Raw genomic sequence first — 23429 nt, 5'->3', positions numbered from 1 at the left:
CCCCCCCCCCCCCCCCCCCCCCCCCCCCCCCCCCCCCCCCCCCCCCCCCCCCCCCCCCCCCCCCCCCCCCCCGCTCCTACAGACTCAACTCGTCTCGAGAATCGCCACTTCCTCCGGCACTTTCACAAAAATGCTGTACTTGGCACCTTCCATCGCCTCGAACGCGATCAGCTTCTCCACCAGCGGCCCGTTCAACACCTTGCCGGCATTGAGCAGCAGCATGCCGTTGTCGGCATTCAGGTTGCGCGCCAGGATCATGCCCGCCGCCAAGTCCCGGGTGGTCAGCACCTTGACCGTCGGATCGGCCAGCGTCACATCGCTCAGGTAAGCAGCACAGACCTTAATGAAATCCTCCACCAGTTCCGGGTCATAGAGCCGACCGGCGTACTGGCGGATATACACCAGGGCTTCATCGCTGTTCATCTGCCGTTCGAGGATCAGCCCACGCTGCAACTCGATGAAATCCACCGCCAGTTTCAGCAACCGTGAACCGAGCGGAATGGCCTCGCCCTTGAGCCGATCGGGAAAACCGCTGCCGTCCCAACGCTCCTGGTGATGCAGGATCAGCCGCGCGGCATCTTTCATCGGGTCGAGCGTCATCAGCAGCGACTCACTCTGCTTCGGATAACCCCGATAGCGCTCGCGGTCATTGTGATGCAGCAGATCCGAAGGCGTGCTCATCATGCTGTCGGTCCAGCTCAATTTACCGATGTTGTAGAGCGCCGCCGCCATGGTCAGGTCTCGACTGGTGGCTTCGTCCAAGTAATGGAGTTTGCAGTACACCCGCACCAGTTCGATGATCTGCCGGTTGGTCTGCTTGGCAGGTGGCAGGCGCAGGTTGGCCAGCAACGAAAACACTTCCGTGCCGGTGACATAGCTGCGTTTGAGCTCTTCGTAAGCCAGGTCCAGCATGTCAGCGGTCTGTTGCAGCTCGCTGGTGCGGGCCGCGACGTGTTTTTCCAGGGTGGTGTTGAGCAGCTTCAGTTTTTCGTTCTGGTCCCAGGTCTCCTGCACCAGACGCAACCGCTCACGCTCGGAATACTGATAGGCCAGCGATTGCCGCAGCGTCAGCAGCATTTCCTCATCGTGCCAGGGCTTGCTGATGTAACGATGGATCTGCCCTTCATTGATGGCTTTGATAATGGCCGAGGGGTCGGCATAACCGGTCAACATGATCCGGGTGGTGTCGGGGTAGCGCTGATGGACGTGGGCCAGCAGCGTGGCGCCGTCCATATTGGGCATTCGCGCGTCACTCATCACCAGATCGACCGACCGCTGCTCCATGATTTCCAGGGCCTGGGCACCGCTGGTGGCCAGCAGCACCTCATAGGGCTGGCTGCGTAGCAGGCGGCGCAGGCTGTTGAGAATCGACTCCTCATCGTCGACCAGCAGTAACGTGGGTTTATCGGTCACAGTCGTGGGGAGCTGCTCTTCCATGGCGATACCTCAAGTGAAACCAGCCTCTTTATGTCAGGCGCGAAAAAACTTCCTCTGACTTTCCCGAGCCTGAGCTACAGGCTAGATGATTTTCCGACCGACTCCGCAAATGATTCGTTTCAGTCAACCGGGCGAATATCCGACCGGACGACTATGCTCAGGTCACTCGGATCCAAACGATGCCCGCTCCGTCCTGCACTCAGGGAAGGGATACCCTCTATGAGCTCATCGCACCAAACTGCTGTCGGTACAGGCGCATGTCAGTGAATACGCTGCTTGCGCGGACTAATCGTCGGATTCTCATCGTCGACGACACCGCGTCGATCCACGAGGATTTCGCCAAGATTCTCAGCCCGTCATCGATCGAAGACGACAGTCTGGCCAGCGCTGAAAACGCCCTGTTCGGCACCCCCGTGTCGGTATCTTCGCAAGGTTTTATCATCGAATCCGCGTTTCAGGGCCGTGAGGCGCTGGACAAGGTCGAGACCGCGCTGGCGAATGACTCGCCCTACGCGATGGCCTTCATCGACATGCGCATGCCGCCGGGCTGGGACGGCCTGGAAACCATCGAACGCCTGTGGCAGGTCGATCCCAAGCTGCAAGTGGCGCTCTGCACCGCGTATTCCGACTATTCCTGGGAAGACATCGACGAGCGCCTGGATCTGGGCGATCGCCTGCTGATCCTGAAAAAACCGTTCGATGCCATCGAAATCCGCCAGATGGCCAGCGCATTGACCGCCAAGTGGCAAATGACCGAAGACGCGGCACTGAAGATGTCCCTGCTGGAGCAAGCGGTCGAGGAGCGCACCCGGGAGCTGTCCGACGCCAACATCATTGTGCAGAACAGCCCGACCATTCTGTATCGGCTGCGGGGCGAACCGTCGTTTCCGTTGATGTATATCTCCCACAACATCACCAAATACGGCCACATCGCGGCGGCCCTGGTGGCTTCTTCCAACTGGGCTCAGGAGCTGATCCATCCCGACGATCAAGAGAAAGTCGACACCGCCATGGCGCGGGTGCTGGACCGCCATGCAGCCGGTGCTTCCATCGAATTCCGGATGCGCACCGGCGACGGTGACTGGCGCTGGGTCGAAAACCGCTACATCCCGGTGCGCGACGATGAAGGCCGCTTGCTGGAAGTCGAAGGCATCATCATCGACATCACCGAACGCAAACTGGCCGAGGAAAAGATCGCCCTGCTGGCCCGCACCGACGGGCTGACCGGGCTGGCCAACCGCGCGACGCTGATCGAGCGCCTGCATCAGGCGTTCGCCGCCGCCCGGCGCGGGGCCACCCCGTTCGCCATGTTTTACCTGGACCTGGATCACTTCAAACGCATCAACGACACCCTGGGCCACCCGGTGGGTGACCTGTTGCTGCAGGAGGTCGCCCGACGGATCAAAACCTGCGTGCGGGAAAACGACGTGGTCGCCCGTCTGGGGGGCGACGAGTTCGCGATTCTGCAACTGGACGTCGGCGATCCGACCCAGTCAGCAGCCCTGGCCGCCAAGGTCCGCGATGCACTGGTGCTGCCCTACTCCCTGGCCGGCAACGACGTGCGGGTCTCGGTCAGTATCGGCATTAGCAGCTACGCCCAGGTCAGCCTCAGCGCCGACAGCCTGTTGACCCAGGCCGACATGGCGCTGTATCGCTCCAAGGAAAAGGGCCGCAACCAGTACCACTTCCATTCCGAGGAAATCAATCAGGAAGTGGTCGAGCGCATGACCATCGCCAACGACTTGAAAACCGCCATCGAACGCGACGAGCTCGAACTGCGTTACTGGCCGGAAGTAGACCTGAGCAGTGGCAAGATCCTCGGCATGGAAGCGCAGGTCAGCTGGAATCACCCCATACGCGGTTTACTGGAAGCCCCGGCATTCCTGCCCGCGGCGGAAAAGACCGGCATCATCATCGCCCTCGGTCACTGGGTGCTGGAGCGCGCCTGTCGGCAAATGCACCAGTGGCGCGATGAAGGCATGGCACCACCGGTGGTGGCGATAAAACTGTCCCTGGCCCAGCTCAAGAGTGGTCCCGAGCTGATCTATGACGTGTTGCGCACCACTGCCCGCTGGGATCTGTGCCCGTGGGACCTGCGTTTCGACGTCACCGAAGCGACCCTGGCCCAGACCAAGTGGACGCACAACGATATCCTGCCACGCCTGCGTGAGCTGGGGGTGAAGATCGCCATCGATGACTTCGGCACCGAATACTCTTCGTTCGACTACCTCAAGACTTACCAGGTCAATCACCTGAAACTCGCTCAGGCGTTCATCGACACCGCCGCCCACGACGCGGCCAGCGCCACCACCTTGCGGGCCATTATCAATTTCGCCCGCGACGTCGGGATCGGCATCATCGCCGAAGGTGTCGAAACCCAGGAGCAACGTACTTCGCTGATGGCCACCGGTTCACCGATGAATGCCCAGGGCTACTACTTCAGCAAAGCGGTCAGCAGCCAGCAGGCCGCCGAACTGTTGAAAGCCGGGAGCATCGTGTGCGCGAATCACAATCCCGGAGCAATGCCGGGTGATTCGCAACGTGCCACGGAGGACAAGGAATGAAAACTCCGTTCATCCAGGCCAACCGGCGCATTCTGATCATCGATGACACGCCCTCGATCCATGAGGACTTCCGCAAGATTCTGGGCGCCGATACCGACGATGAACTCACCCTCGCCGGCACTGAAGCCGCGCTGTTCGACACCCCGCAAACGACTCGGCTGGTCTTCCAGCTCGACTCCGCCTATCAGGGCCAGGAAGCACTCAAACTGGTCAAGCGGGCCCAGGCAGAAGGTCGCCCTTACGCCATGGCGTTCACCGACATGCGCATGCCGCCTGGCTGGGATGGTCTGGAAACCATCGAGCGGCTCTGGAAGGTCGACCCTAACCTGCAAATCGCGCTGTGCACGGCGTTCTCCGATTACACCTGGGAAGCCATGGCCGAACGGCTGGAGTTCGGCGATCAATTGCTGGTGTTGAAAAAACCTTTCGACAGCCTGGAAATCCGCCAGATGGCCAGCGCCCTGACCTGGAAGTGGCAGATGGCGCAGGACGCGGCGATGAAAGTACTGAGCCTTGAGCAAACCATCGAAGCCCGGGTCCATGAACTGCTCAAGGTGTCTCATCTGTTGCAGTACGACGTGTTGACCGAGCTGCCCAACAGCACCTTGCTGGGTGACCGGCTGAACCAGTCCCTGGCCTTGTCCAGACGCCATGACAAACAACTGGCGGTAATGTTTCTGGGGCTCGACCGCTTCAAGCGGATCAACAATGCGTTGGGCCACCCGACCGGTGACGAGATGCTCAAGCGTGTCGGGCAAAGCCTGGTGGCCTGCGTGCGCGCCTCCGACTCGGTGTTTCGCTACGGCTCCGACGAATTTGTGGTGATCCTGGCCGACATCCACCACCCCCAACAGACCAAGGGCATCGCCGAAAAACTGTTGAACGCCATACGTGCGCCCCAGCACGTCGCCGGGCACGACTTGAGCGTGACGGCCAGCCTGGGCATCAGCATCTATCCCGATGACGGTTTCGATGCCATCGCACTGATCAAGAAAGCCGAAACCGCGATGCGCAACGTCAAGGAAAGCGGCCCCAACGATTTCAGCTTTTTCATCGATGAGATGAACCAGCGCGCGCGGGAACAGCAGACCATCGAGTCGGGGATTCGCCTGGCACTGGAGCGGAACGAGTTTGTCCTGCACTACCAACCGAAACTCGACCTGGGCAGCGGCAAGGTGGTCGGCGCCGAGGCGTTGATCCGCTGGCAAAAACCGGGGCACGGCTGGATCTACCCGACAGACTTCATTGCAGTGGCCGAAGACAGCGGCTTGATCGTGCCGTTAAGCAAATGGGTGCTGGCCCAGGCCTGTCGGCAAGCCCGTACCTGGCAGGCAAAAGGCCTGCCGAATCTGTGCATGTCGGTGAACGTGTCGGCCATCGATTTCCGCCAGCGGGATTTTGTCGACGGCATCGAACAGATACTCCAGAACACAGGCATGGACCCGGCCTTGCTGGAGCTGGAAATTACCGAAGGCGTATTGATGCAGAACGTCGATGCCACGATGGTCGCGCTGAGTCGGCTCAAGGCATTGGGGGTACGGCTGGCCATCGATGACTTCGGCACCGGCTATTCCAGCCTGAGTTACTTGCAACGGTTTCCCATCGATGTACTGAAAATCGATCAATCGTTCATTCGTGGCCTGGGCCGTGACAGCAACGACGCGGCTCTGGTCGGCGCCATCATCAGCCTGGGCAAAAGCCTCAATCTGACGGTCATTGCCGAAGGGGTGGAAACCCTCGAACAACTGAATTTTCTCAAGGCGCTCCATTGCGAGGAAGGCCAGGGTTACTACTTCAGCAAAGCCGTGGAGCCGGACGCCTTCGTGCAATACCTGACCTCCGTAAAGCCCCTCTCCTGAACGATGTGCAACGACACACAGGCCCTGAGCCAAGGAATCACAAGATGTCACGTTCCTTCTGCTACTTGCTCCTTGCGCCTCTACTCGGTTGTTGTCTGATAGCCAGTGGCGCACCGCTGGACGAACCGCTCAAACCCTTGCCCGCAGTGCCCGAGCAGAATCCCTTGCAAGTCGAACTCGGTCGCCGGTTGTTCAACGAACCACGGCTGTCGGTCAACAACAGCCTGTCCTGCGCCAGTTGCCATCGTCTGGAAATCGGCGGCGCCGACGACAAGGCATTGTCCACTGGCTTCAAGGGCGATCCCTTGACGATCAATACCCCGAGCGTGTTCAACGCGAGCCTGAACTTCCGGCAATTCTGGAATGGCCGCGCCGATTCTCTGGAAACCCAAGCCCACGAAGTGGTGCAGAGCCCCAGTGAAATGGGCAGTCATTGGGAACAAGTGGTCCAGATGCTCTCCGCCGACCCGGATTACAAAAACGCTTTCACCAAGGCCTACCCGGACGGCGTCACCATGAACAATGTGCAAAGTGCCCTGGCCACCTACGAGCGCACGCTGATCAGTGCCAACTCGCGCTTCGACCAATACCTGTCGGGCAATACCGAGATCCTCACGACTGACGAGAAATACGGTTACCAACGTTTCAAAGACTACGGCTGCATTGCCTGCCATCAGGGGGTGAACATCGGCGGCAACATGTTCCAGAAATTCGGGGTCATGGGTGATTACTTTCAGGCTCGTGGCAACCCCACCGAAGCCGATCTGGGCCGCTATCTGGTCACCAAGGCCGAAGAGGACCGCAACGTGTTCAAGGTGCCGAGCCTGCGCAATGTCGCCGTGACCGCGCCGTACTTTCACGACGGCTCGGCTAAAACCCTCGAAGAAGCGGTAGACGTGATGTTCAAGTTCCAGCTCGGTCGTGTGCCCTCCGACAAGGACAAGGACCTGATCATCAAATTCCTCAAGACCCTGACCGGTGAATGGGGAGGCAAACCTTTATGAAAACTTTCCCCCGTCGCAACCTGGCACTGCTCGCAGCCGTGGCCGTACTGCTGGCCTCGACGCTGTTGTTCCTGTACCTCAAGTCCAGCTCGAACGAGACGTCGACCTACGCCGAATCCCGGGACTTGATCGGTCGGATCAAACAGTTGAACGCGCAATGGGAAACCGAGATTCTCAAGGCCAGGATCGCCATCAGTCACAACTACGATCCACTGGTGACACCGCTGAGCGAGATGACGCGCCTGTGGCAGCGGTTCGAGAGCATGGAGTCCAATCACGGCCGCAACGACACGCCGACCTGGCGTGCCAGTCATGAGGCATACCTTGCCGCCATCCAGGAAAAAACCCGGCTGGTGGAGCAATTCAAATCCCACAACGCGGTGCTGCGCAACTCACTGGCGTTCCTGCCCACGGCCGAAGACGACATCCAGCAACCGCTTGCCCAACTGCCCGATGAAGACAAGCTGCAACTGCAGAACATCGCCACCGACACTTACGACTTGCTGCTCAGCAGCCTGGAATTCGCCCAGGTCACCTCCGACGATAAAGCGGCGGATATTCTGCTGGGGATGAACAAACTGGGGGTTAACAAGCAACGATTGCCGGAGCAGTTTCACAGCCCGATCGATATTTTGAGTAACCACGTCACCCTGATCCTGCGTGAGCAACCGGTGGTCAATCGGTTACTGGAAAACATCGAGGCCATTCCCGTGGCCGAACGACTGGACGACATTACCGGCCTGCTGAACAAGGACCAGCAGCAATCCGATGCCATCGACCAGCGCTACCACTTCTACATGTTGGTGTTTTCGACGCTGCTGGTGCTGGTGCTGGTGTACCTGGCGATTCGCCTGATGCGCAGCTTCGGGGAGACTCAGCGGGTCAACAAGGAACTGCAAACCGCCAACGAAGTCCTCGAACAACGGGTCGAAGAGCGCACCCGCGAACTCAAGGATACCCAGAGCGAATTGCTCGACACCGCGCGTCAGGCCGGCATGGCCGAAATCGCCACCAACGTGCTGCACAACGTCGGCAACGTGCTCAACAGCGTGAACATCTCGGCCGATCTGGTCAGCCGCCGGCTGCGTAGCAGCAAGGCCCAGGGGCTGGGCAAGGCGATGCAGCTGATCAACGAGCATCAAAGCGACCTCGGCACTTTTCTGACCCAGAACGAAAAAGGAAAACTACTGCCAGGCTATTTGAATCAACTGGTGGAGGCGATTGCCCTCGAACAGCAAGGCATGACCGAGGAACTCGCGCAGTTGAGCAAAAGCGTCGATCACATCAAAGACATCGTCGCCACCCAGCAGTCCTACGCGGGGGCCAACAACCTGGTGGAACCGCTGTACATCAGCGAATTGCTCGAGGACGCCCTGCGCATGAACGCAGGCGCCTTGACCCGGCATCACGTCACGGTGGTCAAGGAGTACGGCGACGTACCGCAAGTGATGGGCGACAAGCACCGCTTGTTGCTGATCCTGATCAACCTGATCAGCAACGCCAAATACGCCATGTCCGACCTCAGCAACCGAGCCCGACAGATCACCCTTGGGGTAAAAGTCGTCGAGGACACGATCCTGCAAATCAGCGTCAAGGATGACGGCGAAGGCATTGCGCCGGAAAACATGACGCGGATCTTTGCCCACGGTTTCACCACCCGCAAGGAAGGCCACGGCTTCGGCCTGCACAGCTGTGCGCTGGCCGCGATCGAAATGAACGGCCATCTCACCGCCCACAGCGACGGACCGGGCAAGGGCGCCCTGTTCACCCTGCAGATCCCGTTGAACCCCGTCATGGAGGAAGCATGAGCGACCTATCGAACCGCCGCATTCTGCTGATCGACGACACCCCGTCCATCCATGATGACTTTCGCAAAATCCTCACCCCAACCTCGGCCAAACATGCAGAACTGGACGAAATGGAGGCCGCGCTGTTCGGCAGCGAAGTGAAATCCACCCAACCGCTGTTCGAACTGGATTCGGCGTACGGCGGTCAGGAGGGCCTGGGCAAACTCGTCCAGGCCTTACAGGAAAACCGCCCCTACGCCCTGGCCTTCGTCGACATGCGCATGCCCGAGGGCTGGGACGGTGCACAGACCATCGAACACCTGTGGCAGGAAGACCCGAGCCTGCAAGTGGTGGTGTGTACCGCCTATTCCGACTATTCGTGGGATGAACTGCTGGAGCGCCTGCACGCCCACGACCGCCTGCTGATTCTGAAAAAACCGTTCGACAATATCGAAGTCCAGCAGATGGCCAACACCCTGCTCACCAAATGGGACATGACCGAACGGGCGTCTATCCAGATGAGTCATCTGGAGCATCTGGTGGATCAGCGCACGACCCAGTTCAAGCAGGCCAGCGAAGCATTGCAGCGGGAAATCGACGAGCGCAAACAGCTGGAAAGCCAACTGGTGCAGTCGGAAAAACTCGCCTCGCTGGGGCAACTGGCGGCGGGTGTCGCCCATGAAATCAATAATCCCATCGGCTTCATTTCCTCCAACCTCGGCACCCTCGATGGCTATTTCAAGCAACTGCAGACCATGCTCGATGCCTATCGGGAGGCGGAGGCGGCCATTACCTCAAGCGAGGTCCTCGAACGTCTCGGCCAGCTCCGGGAAAAGGTCGAGCTGGAGTTTCTGCGCGAAGACATTCCGCTGCTGATCAAGGAGTCCAAGGACGGCATCAATCGGGTCGGGCAGATCGTCAAAGACTTGAAGGACTTCTCCCGCGTCGACTCCAATCAGGAATGGCAGTGGACCAACCTGCAACAGGGCATCGAGTCGACGCTGAACATCGTCGCAAATGAACTCAAGTACAAGGCCGATGTGGTGAAGGAGTATCAAACGCTGCCTGACATCGAATGCCTGCCGTCGCAGATCAATCAGGTGATCATGAACCTGATCGTCAACGCGTCTCAGGCCATGGGGCCGAAACGGGGCACCATCACCCTGCGTACCGGGCTTGAAGGTGAAACGGTGTCGATCGAAGTCGCGGACACCGGATCAGGCATCGAACCGGAATGCCTGCAGAAGATATTCGACCCGTTCTACACCACCAAACCGGTGGGCCAGGGGACAGGGCTCGGGTTGTCCCTGTCCTATGGCATCGTGAAAAAACACCGGGGCGACATTTCGGTACGCAGCGAAGTCGGCGTGGGTACCACGTTTCGGGTCGAGCTGCCGGTGCGCCAATCGAAAGCGGCTGTCTGACCAGCCGAGCAAGGGATCAAATCTCAATCCAGGCTGTTTTCGTTTATTCTCCAGGCGCAGAATGCCTGACGCTCTGTGCTAACACAGGAAATCTCTGTGACGAGGGAGCTTGCTCCGCTGGATCGCGAAGCGATCCCAAAACAGGCAATGCGTTCAGTCAGACAAATCCCGTCAGCAGGTTTTGCGACTGCTGCGCAGCCGAGCGGGAGCAAGCTCCCTCGCCACAAAAGCCTGTATACCACGGTCCTATATGACCGAGTCCGAACCCAAGGAAACCGTATGAGCCTGTCACTCCTGAGCCGCTACGCCTTCTTTGCCGTCTGTGTGATATTCACCCTCGCCAGCCTGCCCTTCCTGGCATACGACTGGCTCTGGCCGATCGCCGCCGTCACCGGCGTCCTCAGCCTGGTGGGCCTGTTCGACCTGCTGCAAAGCCCTCATGCGGTGCGCCGCAACTACCCGATCCTGGGCAATATCCGTTATCTGGTGGAGGGCATTCGCCCGGAAATCCGCCAGTACCTGCTCGAATCCGACAGCGATGCCCTGCCCTTCTCCCGGGCCCAGCGTTCGCTGGTGTATTCGCGGGCCAAGAACGAGAGCGCCGACAAACCTTTCGGCACGCTGATCGACGTGTATCAGTCGGGTTTCGAATTCATCGGCCACTCGATGCGCCCGGCGCCGTTGAGCGACCCGAGCAGTTTCCGGGTGATGGTCGGCGGTCCGCAGTGCACCCAACCGTACTCGGCATCGGTGTTCAACATCTCGGCCATGAGCTTCGGTTCCCTCAGCGCCAACGCCATTCGCGCGTTGAACCAGGGCGCCAAACTCGGCAACTTCGCCCATGACACCGGCGAAGGCAGCATCAGCCCCTATCACCGGGAAAACGGCGGCGACCTGACCTGGGAACTGGGCAGCGGCTACTTCGGCTGCCGCACCGCCGATGGCCGCTTCGACCCGGAACGCTTCGCCGCCCAGGCACAGAACCCGCAAGTGCGGATGATCGAAATCAAAATGAGCCAAGGCGCCAAACCCGGCCACGGCGGGATTCTGCCCAAGCACAAAGTCACCCAGGAAATCGCCGAAACCCGTGGCATCCCGATGGGCGAAGACTGCATTTCGCCGTCGCGCCACAGCGCGTTTTCCACGCCGATCGAAATGATGCACTTCATCGCGCAACTGCGTGAACTGTCCGGCGGCAAACCGGTGGGCTTCAAGTTCTGCCTGGGCCACCCGTGGGAATTCATGGGCATCGCCAAGGCCATGCTGGAAACCGGCATCCTCCCGGACTTCATCGTGGTCGACGGCAAGGAAGGTGGCACCGGCGCCGCGCCCGTGGAATTCACCGACCACATCGGCGTACCGATGCGTGAAGGCCTGTTGTTCGTGCACAACACCCTGGTGGGCCTGAACCTGCGGGACAAGATCAAACTCGGCGCCAGCGGCAAAATCGTCAGTGCCTTCGACATCGCCAGCGTCCTGGCCATCGGTGCCGACTGGGCCAACTCGGCGCGCGGCTTCATGTTCGCCATCGGCTGCATCCAGTCACAAAGCTGCCACACCAACAAATGCCCGACCGGCGTCGCCACCCAGGACACCCTGCGCCAGCGCGCGCTGGTCGTTCCGGACAAGGCCCAGCGCGTGTACAACTTCCATCGCAATACGCTGAAGGCCCTGGCCGAAATGCTCGCCGCCGCAGGCCTCGACCATCCTTCACAGCTGTCGGCCAAGCATCTGGTGCGACGCATGTCGGCGACCGAGATCAAGCTGTTCTCGCAGCTGCATGTGTTCTTGAAACCGGGGGAATTGCTCACTGGCGAAGTGAACGGCGAGTTTTATTCGCGGATGTGGCAGATGGCACGGGCGGACAGTTTTGAGCCTAACGAAACGGCTGCCGCATAGGGTGTTTTTGCGCGCCGACCTCAACGGTTGGCGCTCCCTCCAGAATGAACAAACGAGCCTCACTATCTCCCTCTTTCAACGTCAGCACCTGTTTCCAGTGTTCGGGAAACAAGGCGTCATGTTCAGGGCGCACATAACCCGTTACCCACCAGACCCTCTTGGCGTTCAGTTTCAGGGTCGAAAAGTCATTGAAGAGAATCCAGAGCAGGTGGCGGGGAATGAGTGCCCAACCACCGTATTCGGCGGTTCCCCACAGGGTGCCGGTCGGCGATTTGACGACGTATAGCCTTGGTTGAATGCCGGTGGCGTTGTAGTAGGTGAACGGCAAGTACCAATACAGGTTATCCACAATGATCTCGTCACCCGGACGCACCTCGCGACCAAGACCTGCGACCACGGCGTCCAGTTTCGCGTCTCTGCGAATGCTGGTGCCGTTCATCTCATCCGTTTGTGCGTAAATCGCCGACAGCCCGTGCACTTCCACCAAGACAATAAAAATCATGGCGACAGCAGCAAGGACAGCGTGGCGTTGGCTCCATGTGTCCAGTGCGAGCGCAACGATAAGGGGCAACGCAGCGGCGGCGAATACCAGGTACCTGGCATTGAAAACCGGCACGATCAGCGACACCAGAAACACGGTCAGCGCCGGCACAAAAAAATAGCCCACCAGCAAAACACTGAAGGGTCGCTCGTTGCGTGCCTTGAACAGTACGGCAGCGGCGCAAACCATGATCAAAACCAAGGGTGTCGCGCGCCATAAGTCACTGGTCGAACCCTCCATCACCACCAGTTGCCAAACGAAGGTCAGCACCGTCGGCCAGGTCAGCGGCGGTATCCATTCGAGCCCGTCCATTCGCAGCAATTGACTGACGAGAGGCGGTGCCCACGGCAGGTACAACACGACGATTGCACTGTTTACCAGTATCCACGCACGTACGGGGACCGTGTCCTGGACCTTGCGCACTCGCCACCAAAAAAGCCAATGCACCAACACGCACAATGCGGCGAAGTAGTGCGTGTAAAAAGCCGCCGTCATCAGCAGCACGTAAACGGCCGGGTAACGCTTTTGATCCGGCGCCTTGACCCAGCACACCAGCGCCACAGTCGCCCCCATCAGCCAAAACCCCAGCAAGGTATACATTCGCACTTCCTGGCTGTAGCGCACCGATATCGGCAGCAACGCCAACAACACTGCGGCTATCCAGATCGCCCTTCGCGTCGCCAACAGGCTCATCAATTTAATGCCCAGCAACAGCGTGCCGACATCAGCCAGTGCGCTCAGGGACCGCGCAGACAACACACCATGACCGAACAGCACCATCCAGTAATGCAGCAAGACATAGTAAAGCGGCGGATGAACATCCCGAGCCGTCGTGGCCCAGATGTACGCAGGCGAGCCCTCGGCCAGCAGTATGCTGTAAGCCTCGTCGTACCAGATGACCGGCACGGTGATGGCGTGAAATCTCGCCAACAATGCGATCGCCAGCACCCCCAGCAAACCCGCACCGTCGGCAACCCCGGATGGCAAGCGTTTGAGATAGATCGCGGGAGCGCTCACCGTTTCACCACGCAAGCGTGGCGATCGGCGTCGGCTCTTTCATCACGATGAAACCGTAGTCACCCAACAGATAGAGGTTGTAGAACTTGTTATCCACCAGCGGTGGATAACCCTGATACCCCATCAACGTCGCGTTGCGTCGCTCCCGCTCCGCGACCACGTTGGTGATGCCCGCTTTCGGCAGGTTTTCCGCCAGCATGTAGAAGTTGATGTTCAGCAGATAATGCAAAACCGGCATCTGCTTGAACGAGCCTGCAGACTCCACCAGCCAGTGATCGGAATAACTCACCGACATGTATATGCGCTTGGCCTCGCGCAGTTGCCGATGGGATGCAATGTCATGCCCCAGGGAAAACAACGCGCTGGAAGCGAAGGTGTTCTGCACCGACAGTACGCGACCATAGGCGTAGGACAGCGAAAGCATGGCCAGCAGCGGAACCACCAACAGCAGCGTCAGCCGCTCATGAATATGTGCCAGCGCCAGATGGCTCAAATAGAACAGCAGCACCAACAGCACTGCGAACCCCATCAAGGTTCTGGCGCCTTCATTGAAATCCCGGAAAAACAACACAGCCCCCGACACTAGAAAAATCACGGTCGGCACAGTCAGCACACACGCCAGGCCCATCAGCACTTTTCTCAACGCCGTGTCCTGGCGTGCCACCACGCTCCGGGCCAGCTGCACGCTGCCCGCGATGGCGCACAACAGCAGCACGGCGAACACCCAGGTGAATCCACCGTGAAACAGCAGCACGACTTTTTCCAGCACGCGGCCGATGTTGATTTCCAGTTGCAGCCAGGGTGCTGCCGCCCAGTTCAGGAACAAAACACGGGTCTGATCCATGTATGGATAAGCGGTGACGCTGTAGATCAAGCCGCCGAGCAACACCTGGGCGAGTTTCCAGCCGATCAACTCGCACCATTGCGGCCAGGCCCATTTATCGTTCGCGCCCCTGAGCAGTTCGAGGCAACACAGGCCCAGAAATACATTAATACTCACCTGATAGAGCCCCAGCCCCAGGGCAATCAGGAAGGACGGCACCAGCCATTGCAGGATGCGCGAAGGATGACGAAACGTGATCGCATAGATCACCGCCACCAGGCTCAAGGCATTGGCCGGTCCGTCGTATTGATACGACAGGTTCTGCAGGAAGAACGGGTTGTACCAAAGCGGCAACACCACCATGCAGCAGGATAGCGTCGGCTGCGGGTAGTAATGAAACGTCAGGCTGGTCAACGCAAAAGTCATGGCCAGGGAGGCGATCAACAGCGGCAATGGAAAGATGTTCGGTGCGGCATCGCTGAAGGTCAGCGCGTTGTAAAACAGCTCGGTGAATAACCGCCCCTGCCCCACCCAGTCCGTGCCGGCGGACAGCGAACGCCAGTTGTCATCGATGTAGGGATAGTCGGCGAGGATCAGCGGAATGACATAGATCAGCGTCGCGAGTTGAAAAAACAGCCAGACCCGACGACGGCCGATTTCGCCGCTGAAAAAATCGCTCAGTCTGCCCATGCTAAAGCCCGACCCGGTCTTTGCCGCCGATGACGTCTTTGATCACATACCGGGGCCGATGCTTGGCTTCGATGTAGATGCGACCGACATACTCTCCAAGAATGCCGATGCCGATCAGTTGCACACCGCCCAGAAACAATATGGCCGTCATCAATGAAGGGTAACCGGGGACGCTGTTGCCGAAGAAAATCTTGTCCAGCACCATGTACACCGCATACAGCACCGCGAAGATTGAAATGCCGCCGCCGATGTAAGTCCACAACTGCAAGGGTACGGTGCTGAACGAGGTAATGCCTTCCAGCGCCAGGTTCCACAGCTTCCAGCCGTTGAATTTGCTGCGTCCCGCCACCCGCTGGGCCCGCTCGTACTCCACCACCACGGTGGTGAAACCGGCCCACGAAAGAACGCCTTTCATGAACAACTGATGCTCGGGGAGTGCGCGAATCACATTGACCACCTTGCGATCCATGAGGCGGAAATCCCCGACGTTCTCTTCGATACGGGTGTAGGAAATCCTGTTCAGCAGGTGGTAGAACATTGCCGCACTGTGGCGTTTCAGGTAACTGTCGCTGGCACGGTCCCGGCGCTTGGCGAGTACCACATCGGCACCTTTTTGCCACTCGGCAATCAACCGTGGAATGACGCTGATCGGGTCCTGCAGGTCCACGTCCATGGGGATCACCGCATCGCCAGTGGCGTACTCCAGCCCGGCAAACAACGCCGGCTCCTTGCCGAAGTTGCGCGAGAAATTGATCAGCAATACCTGTTCATCGACCTGGGCCAGCGCCTTGGCCTGCTCAGCCGTCTGATCGGTACTGCCGTCGTTGATGAACACGATCTCGACTTCATAAGGGTCAAGTTTCAACTCACGACGCACCGCCTGGTGGAACAGACTGATCGCCTGCTCTTCGTTGAACACCGGGACAATCAGCGAAACCTTCACGTTTCACACTCCTGAGAACCGAAGTGTAGATGCTCGCCAGATGCCATCATGGGGAGTTCTGGTGCGCGGACAGTCCGGCAGACCGACGGCCACGCCGTTCGATCCGTTCGCTATAAGCATCTGAGACATTCGGTAATATCCAGCCTTTTGCAATTGCCTGTGAATAACGGCACCCTGCGCGCCGCCAATGTGCGGCGCACCCTCTTTTGCTGCGCCGGCAACTCCTTATTCAACAGCCCGTTCAAGAGCCCGCCTTCATGACGTCTGGACGCGATCACCGAATCGACTTTTTCCGCGGCCTGGCCCTGATCTTTATCTTCTGGGACCACGTGCCGCAGAACCCGCTCGCGCAGTTCACGGTGCGTAACTTCGGCTTCAGCGATGCGGCGGAGATTTTCGTGTTCCTGGCCGGTTACGCGGCCGTGCTGGCCTACGGCAAGATCGCCCGGCGCGACGGGCTCATGGTCGCCACGGTGAAAATCCTGCGACGCGCCTGGGTGCTTTATGTAGTGCACATCTTTTTGCTGGCGCTGCTGATGGGCATCGTGTTTTTCGCCAACAGCCACGTGGAAACCCGCGATCTGGTGCAGGAAATGGGCTTGCAGTATTTCCTCAGCAATCCGCAGCAGGCGTTGATGGACGAGTTGCTGCTGCGCTTCAAGCCGAACCTGATGGACCCGTTGCCGCTGTACATTCTGTTGCTGCTCGGCCTGCCGCTGGTACTGCCGATGCTGCTGCGCAAGGCTGAATACGTGGTGGGGCTGTCGGTGGCGTTGTACCTGCTGGCGCCATGGTTGCAGTGGAACCTGGCGGGCACCGACGGGGGCGTGTGGTTTTTCAATCCGATGGCCTGGCAGCTGCTGTTTATTCTCGGGGGCGCGGCGGCGATTCACCGGCAAAGGCCTCGGGCGCCGCAACCTCGACCGCTGACTCGACAGCCGGTTCTCATCGCGGCTCTGACCTATCTGGTAATGACCGGGATGATCGCGCTGTCGTGGAAATGGCCGACCGTGCATGACGCGTTCATGCCCCAATGGCTCGACGAATGGCTCTATCCGATCAGCAAGACCAACCTCTCACCGGCGCGTCTGCTGCACTTCCTCGCCCTCGCCTACGTCACCGCGAGGTTGTTGCCGGACACGGGCTGGACGCACCACTGGCTGGCGCGACAAAGCTGTCGCATGGGCCGATATTCTCTGGAGGTGTTTTGTTTTGGTGTGTTGCTGGCGCCGTTGGCGGACATGCTCAATGCCTTGGGTGGGAACGTATTGGCGATGCAGCTATTCAGCGCAATGTTGGGGGTCGGGTTGATGGCGTTGCTGGGGGCCTGGCTGGATTTCAATAAGCGGTTGAACATGCCGATACCCGTGGCAGCCGTTTAAATGCAAAAGCCCCGATCATTCTGACCGGGGCTTTTGCATGGCTGGCGTTACAACTTACGAAGCCGAACGCACCGCGCCTTGCGCCACATTGGTCGGCTGCAACTTGAACATGTAGAACAACACCGTCAGCAGTACCAGGAACGCCGGGCCCACATACAGCGCCACTCGGGTGTCCGGGAAGTACGCCATCAGGCCGACCACCAGCACCAGGAAGGCCAGCGCCAGATACGAACTGACCGGGTACAGCCACATGCGGTATTTCAGGCCGGCACGCTCGCTGGCACTCAGGCCTTTGCGGAACTTGAGCTGGGCCAGCAGGATCATCACCCAGGTCCAGATCGCGCCGAAGGTGGCTATCGCGGTAACCCAGACGAAAACCTTCTCAGGCACCATGTAGTTGAGCAGCACGCCCAGCAACAACGCGCCGATCGACAACAGCAACGCACGACGGGGCACACCGCCGTTCGAGGTTTTGGCGAAACCGGCCGGGGCCTGGCCGTTCTGCGCCAGGCTGTAGAGCATGCGCCCGGTGCTGAAGATGCCGCCGTTGCAGGACGACAACGCCGCGGTGATCACCACGAAGTTGATGATGCCGGCGGCGGTCTTGATGCCCAGACGCTCGAAGGTCATCACGAACGGGCTGCCCTGGGTGCCGATTTCGTTCCACGGGTAAATTGACAGGATCACGAACAAGGCGCCGACGTAGAACAGCAGAATCCGCCAAAACACCGAGCCGATCGCATTGGGGATGGTCTTCTGTGGGTTCTTCGCTTCACCGGCGGTCAGGCCGATCATCTCGACGCCGAGGTAGGCGAACATCACCATTTGCAGGGACATCAACACGCCTTGCACGCCATTGGGCATGAAGCCGCCGTGGGCCCACAGATTGGAAATTCCCAGGGCGACGCCGTCGTTGCCGAAGCCGAACGCGATCACGCCGATACCGCCGACCACCATCGCAATGATGGTGACGATCTTGATCAGGGCGAACCAGAATTCGAACTCACCGAAGGCTTTCACCGCGATCAGGTTGATCGAGCCCATGCTGACCAACGCGGCAAGTGCCCAGATCCAGCGCGGCACGTCGGGGAACCAGACGCCCATGTACACCGCCACTGCGGTGATTTCCGCGACGCAGGTCACCAGCCACAGGAACCAGTAGTTCCAGCCGGTCAGAAAACCCGCCAAAGGCCCGAGGTAATCCTGGGCATAACGGCTGAACGAGCCGGCGACCGGATTGTGCACGGCCATTTCGCCGAGGGCACGCATGATCACCAGGATCGCCAGACCGCCGATGATGTAGGAGAGCATGATGGCCGGGCCGGCCATTTCGATGGCCTTGGCCGAACCCAGGAACAGGCCGACGCCGATACAGGCACCGAGTGCCATCAGGCGAATATGCCGTTCGCCCAGTTCGCGTTTAAGCGGGCCGCCCTGAGCGGTCTCGCCGTGAGGCAGGTGATTGCCGACTGGCATAGGGGTGCAACCTCGTCTTGTTATTGGATATGACCACCGAGTGTCGAAGCGCCGACCGATAGGCCAGCGCCTGGTGAAACCGGGCCTGTCTTGTGGACAGACACGTCTTGTAGGACAAAACCTCCAAGATCAGCGGGGCGTGCAGTATAAAAAGCTAACGACAGGTGTTTTCACTATATAAAACACAATATTCAGCGATAACTAACGGGTAATTCCCGCAGAACGGAGTGGCATTACCTGGCTTATGCAGGTTTTTTCGCCACTGAAACCGCACGGAGTATTGCACAGCAATGGTGCATCGTCATGCCCCTACCTAGGCAGCATTTACCTCCTCGATGCGTCTAGCTCAACCCTTTCAGACGACACCTACCTTGTGGCGAGGGAGCTTGCTCCCGCTCGACTGCGCGCAGTCGCAAACCCGGTGAATCGTATTTATCAGACAAGTCCGGAATTGGGGCCGCTTCGCAGCCCAGCGGGAGCAAGCTCCCTCGCCACAAAAGCGCTATTCCCAATTGGATCCTGCATGGTTTTCGGAAATTTCAGTCAAATGTTGCAGATTCAGGTTTGGAGATAGGGACTAGGGTCAAAGGGGGAACTTCAAAAGGGCGCAAGGAATGCATCCACAACCAAATTCACATCTGCTACGCCATGGACGATGTTCAGAACAGGGTCGGGCCTATCTCATCACAGCGGTTGTGCACCAACGCCGCCGAATATTCACTGATTGGCGGTTGGGACGTCTGTTAGTTACCGAACTCAAGCGGGCCCACGACCAGAAGTGGGTCAACTCAATAGCGTGGGTCGTCATGCCAGATCACTTCCATTGGTTGGTACAACTCGAACAACACTCCCTGGCGCAACTCATGCAAGCCACCAAATCTCGCAGCACACTCTCCATCAACCGAGCGTCAAACAATGAAGGGGCTTTTTGGCAAAGCGGCTACCACGACCGGGCAATCCGCGATGGAGAAGGACTCCTGCCATTCGCTCGTTACATTGTTGCCAATCCATTGCGCGCAGGGTTGGTCAATAAAATTGGCGATTACCCACTATGGGATGCCTGTTGGCTATGAACCCAGCAGCACCATAACCCTGTGGCGAGGGAGCTTGCTCCCGCTCGGCTGCGCAGCAGTCGTGAATCCTGTACATGCGGTGTGTCTGAAAAAATCCGGTGTTGCTGGTTTTTGGGACCGCTGCGCAGTCCAACGGGGGCAAGCCCCCTCGCCACAAGCAAGCTCCCTCGCCACAACAGCCCTTCTCCATAGGTAATCGTGCGCATCTGATATTTGGTTGTTCACAATTTTTTCACCAACGCCAACCACCGTCTAAGCTTCAAACAAGTCCGATCAATCTGCGTGAATGGATCAGTCGACTATGGGCGCTTTGTGGCAAACCGATTCGAGTGACACTGTGGTTCCGACTGAACGTGTGGATGAAGCGCCTTTACCTGAAAAACCCCGTCGCTCACGGCACGGCTGGGGGGCGTTCTGGTTGCTGCTGCTGATTATCCTGATTGTCCTGGGCCTGGCCGCGGCCAAGGAAATGCGCACCTCCAAGTTCCAGGCCCGGGAAATCAGCAAATATGCCGCCTCGCTGAAATACGAACTGCAACCCGGCCCCAGCGACGCGATTCGCTACCCTGGCGAAGGCCCGTTCGATCAGCGTCTGGGCTACAGCTCCCTGGATGAATTTCTGCCGCGCCTGCTCAAGCGCGATTACGTCATAGCGGCGCAAACCCGCTTTTCGCCTGCGCTGATGAAGTACAGCGACAAGGGCTTTTTCATTCCCTATACCGAGAAAATCCAGGCCGGGCTGTCAATCACCGATTGCCGTGCGGCCCCGCTGTATCAGTTCAAGTATCCACAACAGCTCTATTCAAGCTTTGCCGCGATCCCGCCGGTGGTGGTCAACAGCTTGCTGTTCATCGAAAACCGCTTTCTGCTCGATCCGCACCAGCCCCTGGCCAACCCCGCCGTGGACTGGCCGCGGTTCGGCATGGCGGCGTGGTCCCAGGTAGCCAAGCTGTTGCGTCTGCCCGGCCAATCGGCGGGCGGCAGTACGCTGGCGACACAGCTTGAGAAATATCGACACTCGCCCGACGGCTTGACCGTGTCGGGCGCGGAAAAAATCCGCCAAATGATTTCCGCCAGCGTGCGGGCCTATCAGACGGGGCCGGAAACCCTTCAGGCACGGCAAAATGTGATTCGCGATTACCTCAACAGTGTTCCGCTGTCCGCGGTACCGGGCCACGGTGAAGTGCACGGCATGGCCGAAGGTTTGCGTGTGTGGTACGGCGCCGACTTCAACAAGGCCAACGAACGGCTGGCCAGCACCGACACCGATCAGAAAAGCCTGGCGGAAAAAGGCCTGGCCCTGCGTGAAATGCTGTCGCTGATGATTGCTCAACGCCGCCCTTCGCACTACTTGACCAAGGGCCGCGATGAATTGGCCAGCCTGACCGACAGCCATATTCGCCTGCTGTCACAAAATGGGGTGATCGATGCACCGCTCGCGGCGGCAGCACTGGCCAGCCAAGTGACCTACCGCGACTGGCAGACCCAGCCCACCATCCAACCGATCGAAACCAACAAAGGCATCAGTGTCGCGCGCAGTCGCCTGGGCAGTTTGCTCAATCGGCCGCTGTATGACCTCGACCGCCTCGACCTTTCCGCCACCAGCACCCTGCAAGGCGAGCTGCAAACCCAGGCCACCGCATACCTCAAGCATCTGGCCGACCCAGCCTATGCAGCGGAAATCGGCCTGATCGGCGAACGCCTGCTCACCCCCACCAGCACCACGCAGGTGCGCTACAGCTTCACCCTGTTCGAACTGACCCCGGACGGCTCGCGGGTACGGGTGCAGACCGACAGCACCGACCAACCGTTCGACATCAATGAAGGCAGCAAGCTGGAACTGGGCTCCACCGCAAAAATGCGTGTGCTCACCACTTACCTGCAGATCATCTCCGAATTGCACGATCGCTACGCAGGCATGACCGTTGCCGAACTGAAGAAAACCGAAGTCGCCGAACAGGATCGCCTGAGCAGCTGGGCCGTCGATTACATGATTCAGAACACCGACCGCAGCCTGCCAAAAATGCTCGGCGCCGCACTGGATCGCAAATATTCGGCCAGCCCCGGCGAGGCGTTTTTCACCGGTGGCGGGCTGCACACGTTCGTTAACTTCCGCAAGGAAGACAACGGCCGCATGCCGTCCCTGCGCGATGCCATTCGTGAGTCGATCAACCTGCCGTTCATCCGGCTGATGCGCGACCTGGTGCGCTACAGCACCTACGCAGGCCCCAACAGCAGCGCAGAATTGCTCAAGGACGACCGCGACCCGCGGCGTCAGGAATACCTGGCCCAGTTCGCCGACCGTGAAGGCACCGCATTCCTGTTGCGGTTCTGGAAGAAGTACCAGAACAAAGACACCCAGACCCGCCTCGAGACCTTCCTCGACAGCATGCACCCGACACCGATCCGCATGGCGGCCGTGCATCGCTACCTATTCCCGCAGGCCGACCAGGAGAGCTTCAACACCTTCGTGCGCTCACACCTCAAGGGCGCCAAGCTCACGGAAAAACTCACCGACGAACGCCTCGAACGCCTGTACCTGAGTTACGGCCCGGGCAGCTACGACCTGCCGGATCAGGGCTTCATCGCCAAGGTCCACCCGCTGGATCTGTGGCTGATGGGCTACTTGCTGAACAACCCCGACGCCAAGTTCAGCCAGATCGTCAAAGCCAGCGAATTCGAACGCCAGGAGGTTTACAGCTGGCTGTTCAAAAGCAAACACAAGGGCGCCCGTGACAGCCGCATCCGCACGATGCTGGAGATCGAGGCGTTCCTCGACATTCATCAACGCTGGCAGAAAGTCGGCTACCCGTTCGATCACCTGGTGCCCTCGCTGGCCACCGCCATCGGCAGCTCCGGCGACCGCCCCGCCGCACTGGCGGAGCTGATCGGCACCATCCTCAACGACGGTGTACGCCTGCCGACGCTGCGTATCGACAGCCTGCACTTCGCGGCCGGTACGCCCTATGAAACCCAACTGATCAACAATCCGGCCGTCGGTAAACGCGTAATGCCTTCCGAGGTGGCAACCGCCATGCGCGAGGCCTTGTCGCAAGTGGTGGATGCCGGCACGGCCAAACGCGTGGCAGGCAGTTTCAAACTGGCCAACGGCACCCCACTGGCCATGGGCGGTAAAACCGGGACCGGCGACAACCGCATCGAAGCCATCGGTCCGGGAGGGCGGATTCTGAGCTCGAAATCGATCAACCGCACCGCAACATTCGTGTTCTACATCGGCGATAGCCATTTCGGCACCTTGACCGCCTACGTGCCGGGGCGCTCGGCCGAAGCCTTCAAATTTACCTCGGCGTTGCCCGTGCAAGTGCTCAAGGGCATGGCGCCCATCCTGATGCCGTATCTGCAACCGGGGAGTGGCACCGGATGTTTGCCCGTGGAGGTCTCCCGCCGCTGACCGGGTGGTAAATAGTTATTTTCGGCATGGAAAATTCCAATGCTTTCGGCACTCTCCACAGGTGTTCCGCGCAGTAATTCAGACTTTTACTTTGAGCG

14 protein-coding genes are annotated in these 23429 nt (G+C 59.3%); 9 read left to right on the top strand and 5 right to left on the bottom strand.

Annotated elements, in window-relative coordinates:
* Positions 1-84: 84 nt before the first annotated feature.
* On the bottom strand, positions 85-1437 hold the full coding sequence (nosR, locus tag AC07V0_RS28530) for a response regulator c-di-GMP phosphodiesterase, NosR family (protein WP_019581571.1): 1353 nt from the start codon (positions 1435-1437) through the stop codon (positions 85-87).
* Between the two features lie 257 nt (positions 1438-1694).
* Here nosR and AC07V0_RS28525 point away from each other — a divergent pair, with 257 nt between their 5' ends.
* The 6 genes from AC07V0_RS28525 to AC07V0_RS28500 all read left to right on the top strand — a co-directional run bounded on the left by AC07V0_RS28525 (position 1695) and on the right by AC07V0_RS28500 (position 11974).
* The gene (locus AC07V0_RS28525) at positions 1695-4001 is read left to right on the top strand and encodes a GGDEF/EAL domain-containing response regulator (RefSeq protein ID WP_018926632.1); all 2307 of its coding nucleotides are present in this window, start codon (positions 1695-1697) and stop codon (positions 3999-4001) included.
* The gene (locus AC07V0_RS28520) at positions 3998-5860 is read left to right on the top strand and encodes a putative bifunctional diguanylate cyclase/phosphodiesterase (RefSeq protein ID WP_064616301.1); all 1863 of its coding nucleotides are present in this window, start codon (positions 3998-4000) and stop codon (positions 5858-5860) included. Before AC07V0_RS28525 ends, AC07V0_RS28520 begins: the two co-directional genes overlap by 4 nt.
* A 44-nt stretch (positions 5861-5904) precedes the next feature.
* Complete coding sequence (locus AC07V0_RS28515) at positions 5905-6864, top strand: cytochrome-c peroxidase (RefSeq protein WP_018926634.1); 960 nt, start codon at positions 5905-5907, stop codon at positions 6862-6864.
* On the top strand, positions 6861-8672 hold the full coding sequence (locus tag AC07V0_RS28510) for a DAHL domain-containing sensor histidine kinase (protein ID WP_086946078.1): 1812 nt from the start codon (positions 6861-6863) through the stop codon (positions 8670-8672). The genes AC07V0_RS28515 and AC07V0_RS28510 overlap by 4 nt, the downstream gene beginning before the upstream one ends.
* Positions 8669-10075: an ATP-binding protein gene (locus AC07V0_RS28505; protein ID WP_086946077.1), complete on the top strand. Its 1407-nt coding sequence runs from the start codon at positions 8669-8671 to the stop codon at positions 10073-10075. The genes AC07V0_RS28510 and AC07V0_RS28505 overlap by 4 nt, the downstream gene beginning before the upstream one ends.
* Positions 10076-10354: 279 nt before the next feature.
* On the top strand, positions 10355-11974 hold the full coding sequence (locus AC07V0_RS28500; protein ID WP_018926637.1) for an FMN-binding glutamate synthase family protein: 1620 nt from the start codon (positions 10355-10357) through the stop codon (positions 11972-11974).
* Here the strand turns inward: AC07V0_RS28500 and AC07V0_RS28495 are convergent.
* From AC07V0_RS28495 to AC07V0_RS28485, 3 genes are read right to left on the bottom strand one after another with little or no spacing between them, the layout of a single operon-like run.
* A complete protein-coding gene (locus AC07V0_RS28495) occupies positions 11952-13547 on the bottom strand; it encodes a glycosyltransferase family 39 protein (RefSeq protein ID WP_495020123.1) in 1596 nt (531 codons plus the stop codon). The two genes, AC07V0_RS28500 and AC07V0_RS28495, sit on opposite strands and share 23 nt — an antisense overlap.
* Entirely contained in the window at positions 13537-15045 is a 1509-nt protein-coding gene (locus tag AC07V0_RS28490) for a glucosyltransferase domain-containing protein (protein WP_495020122.1), read from the bottom strand. The genes AC07V0_RS28495 and AC07V0_RS28490 overlap by 11 nt, the downstream gene beginning before the upstream one ends.
* 1 nt (position 15046) lies before the next feature.
* On the bottom strand, positions 15047-15988 hold the full coding sequence (locus AC07V0_RS28485) for a glycosyltransferase family 2 protein (RefSeq protein ID WP_018926640.1): 942 nt from the start codon (positions 15986-15988) through the stop codon (positions 15047-15049).
* Between the two features lie 257 nt (positions 15989-16245).
* Between AC07V0_RS28485 and AC07V0_RS28480 the strand changes: the two genes are divergently transcribed.
* On the top strand, positions 16246-17370 hold the full coding sequence (locus AC07V0_RS28480; RefSeq protein WP_495020121.1) for an OpgC family protein: 1125 nt from the start codon (positions 16246-16248) through the stop codon (positions 17368-17370).
* Between the two features lie 54 nt (positions 17371-17424).
* Here AC07V0_RS28480 and AC07V0_RS28475 read toward each other — a convergent pair whose 3' ends face one another.
* Positions 17425-18846, bottom strand: coding sequence for an amino acid permease (locus AC07V0_RS28475; protein WP_457327282.1), 1422 nt, complete (start codon positions 18844-18846; stop codon positions 17425-17427).
* A gap of 614 nt (positions 18847-19460) precedes the next feature.
* Here AC07V0_RS28475 and AC07V0_RS28470 point away from each other — a divergent pair.
* Together AC07V0_RS28470 and AC07V0_RS28465 are read left to right on the top strand one after the other, a co-directional pair.
* Positions 19461-19919, top strand: a complete 459-nt coding sequence (locus tag AC07V0_RS28470) for an REP-associated tyrosine transposase (RefSeq protein ID WP_082920823.1) — start codon at positions 19461-19463, stop codon at positions 19917-19919.
* A 301-nt stretch (positions 19920-20220) separates the two neighbouring features.
* Positions 20221-23331: a transglycosylase domain-containing protein gene (locus tag AC07V0_RS28465; protein ID WP_495020120.1), complete on the top strand. Its 3111-nt coding sequence runs from the start codon at positions 20221-20223 to the stop codon at positions 23329-23331.
* Positions 23332-23429: the final 98 nt, after the last annotated feature.

Source organism: Pseudomonas sp. GW821-FHT01E10 (genome assembly GCF_059422365.1).
This window is presented reverse-complemented; position numbering and strand designations above follow the sequence as displayed.

What these genes read in the sequence shown, in the direction of transcription:
- AC07V0_RS28490 (WP_495020122.1), bottom strand. Translation starts at nt 15,045, where the DNA reads ATGGGCAGACTGAGCGATTTTTTCAGCGGCGAAATCGGCCGTCGTCGG.
- AC07V0_RS28480 (WP_495020121.1), top strand. Translation starts at nt 16,246, where the DNA reads ATGACGTCTGGACGCGATCACCGAATCGACTTTTTCCGCGGCCTGGCC.
- AC07V0_RS28510 (WP_086946078.1), top strand. Translation starts at nt 6,861, where the DNA reads ATGAAAACTTTCCCCCGTCGCAACCTGGCACTGCTCGCAGCCGTGGCC.
- AC07V0_RS28505 (WP_086946077.1), top strand. Translation starts at nt 8,669, where the DNA reads ATGAGCGACCTATCGAACCGCCGCATTCTGCTGATCGACGACACCCCG.
- AC07V0_RS28475 (WP_457327282.1), bottom strand. Translation starts at nt 18,846, where the DNA reads ATGCCAGTCGGCAATCACCTGCCTCACGGCGAGACCGCTCAGGGCGGC.
- AC07V0_RS28500 (WP_018926637.1), top strand. Translation starts at nt 10,355, where the DNA reads ATGAGCCTGTCACTCCTGAGCCGCTACGCCTTCTTTGCCGTCTGTGTG.
- AC07V0_RS28525 (WP_018926632.1), top strand. Translation starts at nt 1,695, where the DNA reads ATGTCAGTGAATACGCTGCTTGCGCGGACTAATCGTCGGATTCTCATC.
- nosR (WP_019581571.1), bottom strand. Translation starts at nt 1,437, where the DNA reads ATGGAAGAGCAGCTCCCCACGACTGTGACCGATAAACCCACGTTACTG.
- AC07V0_RS28470 (WP_082920823.1), top strand. Translation starts at nt 19,461, where the DNA reads ATGCATCCACAACCAAATTCACATCTGCTACGCCATGGACGATGTTCA.
- AC07V0_RS28515 (WP_018926634.1), top strand. Translation starts at nt 5,905, where the DNA reads ATGTCACGTTCCTTCTGCTACTTGCTCCTTGCGCCTCTACTCGGTTGT.
- AC07V0_RS28465 (WP_495020120.1), top strand. Translation starts at nt 20,221, where the DNA reads ATGGGCGCTTTGTGGCAAACCGATTCGAGTGACACTGTGGTTCCGACT.
- AC07V0_RS28520 (WP_064616301.1), top strand. Translation starts at nt 3,998, where the DNA reads ATGAAAACTCCGTTCATCCAGGCCAACCGGCGCATTCTGATCATCGAT.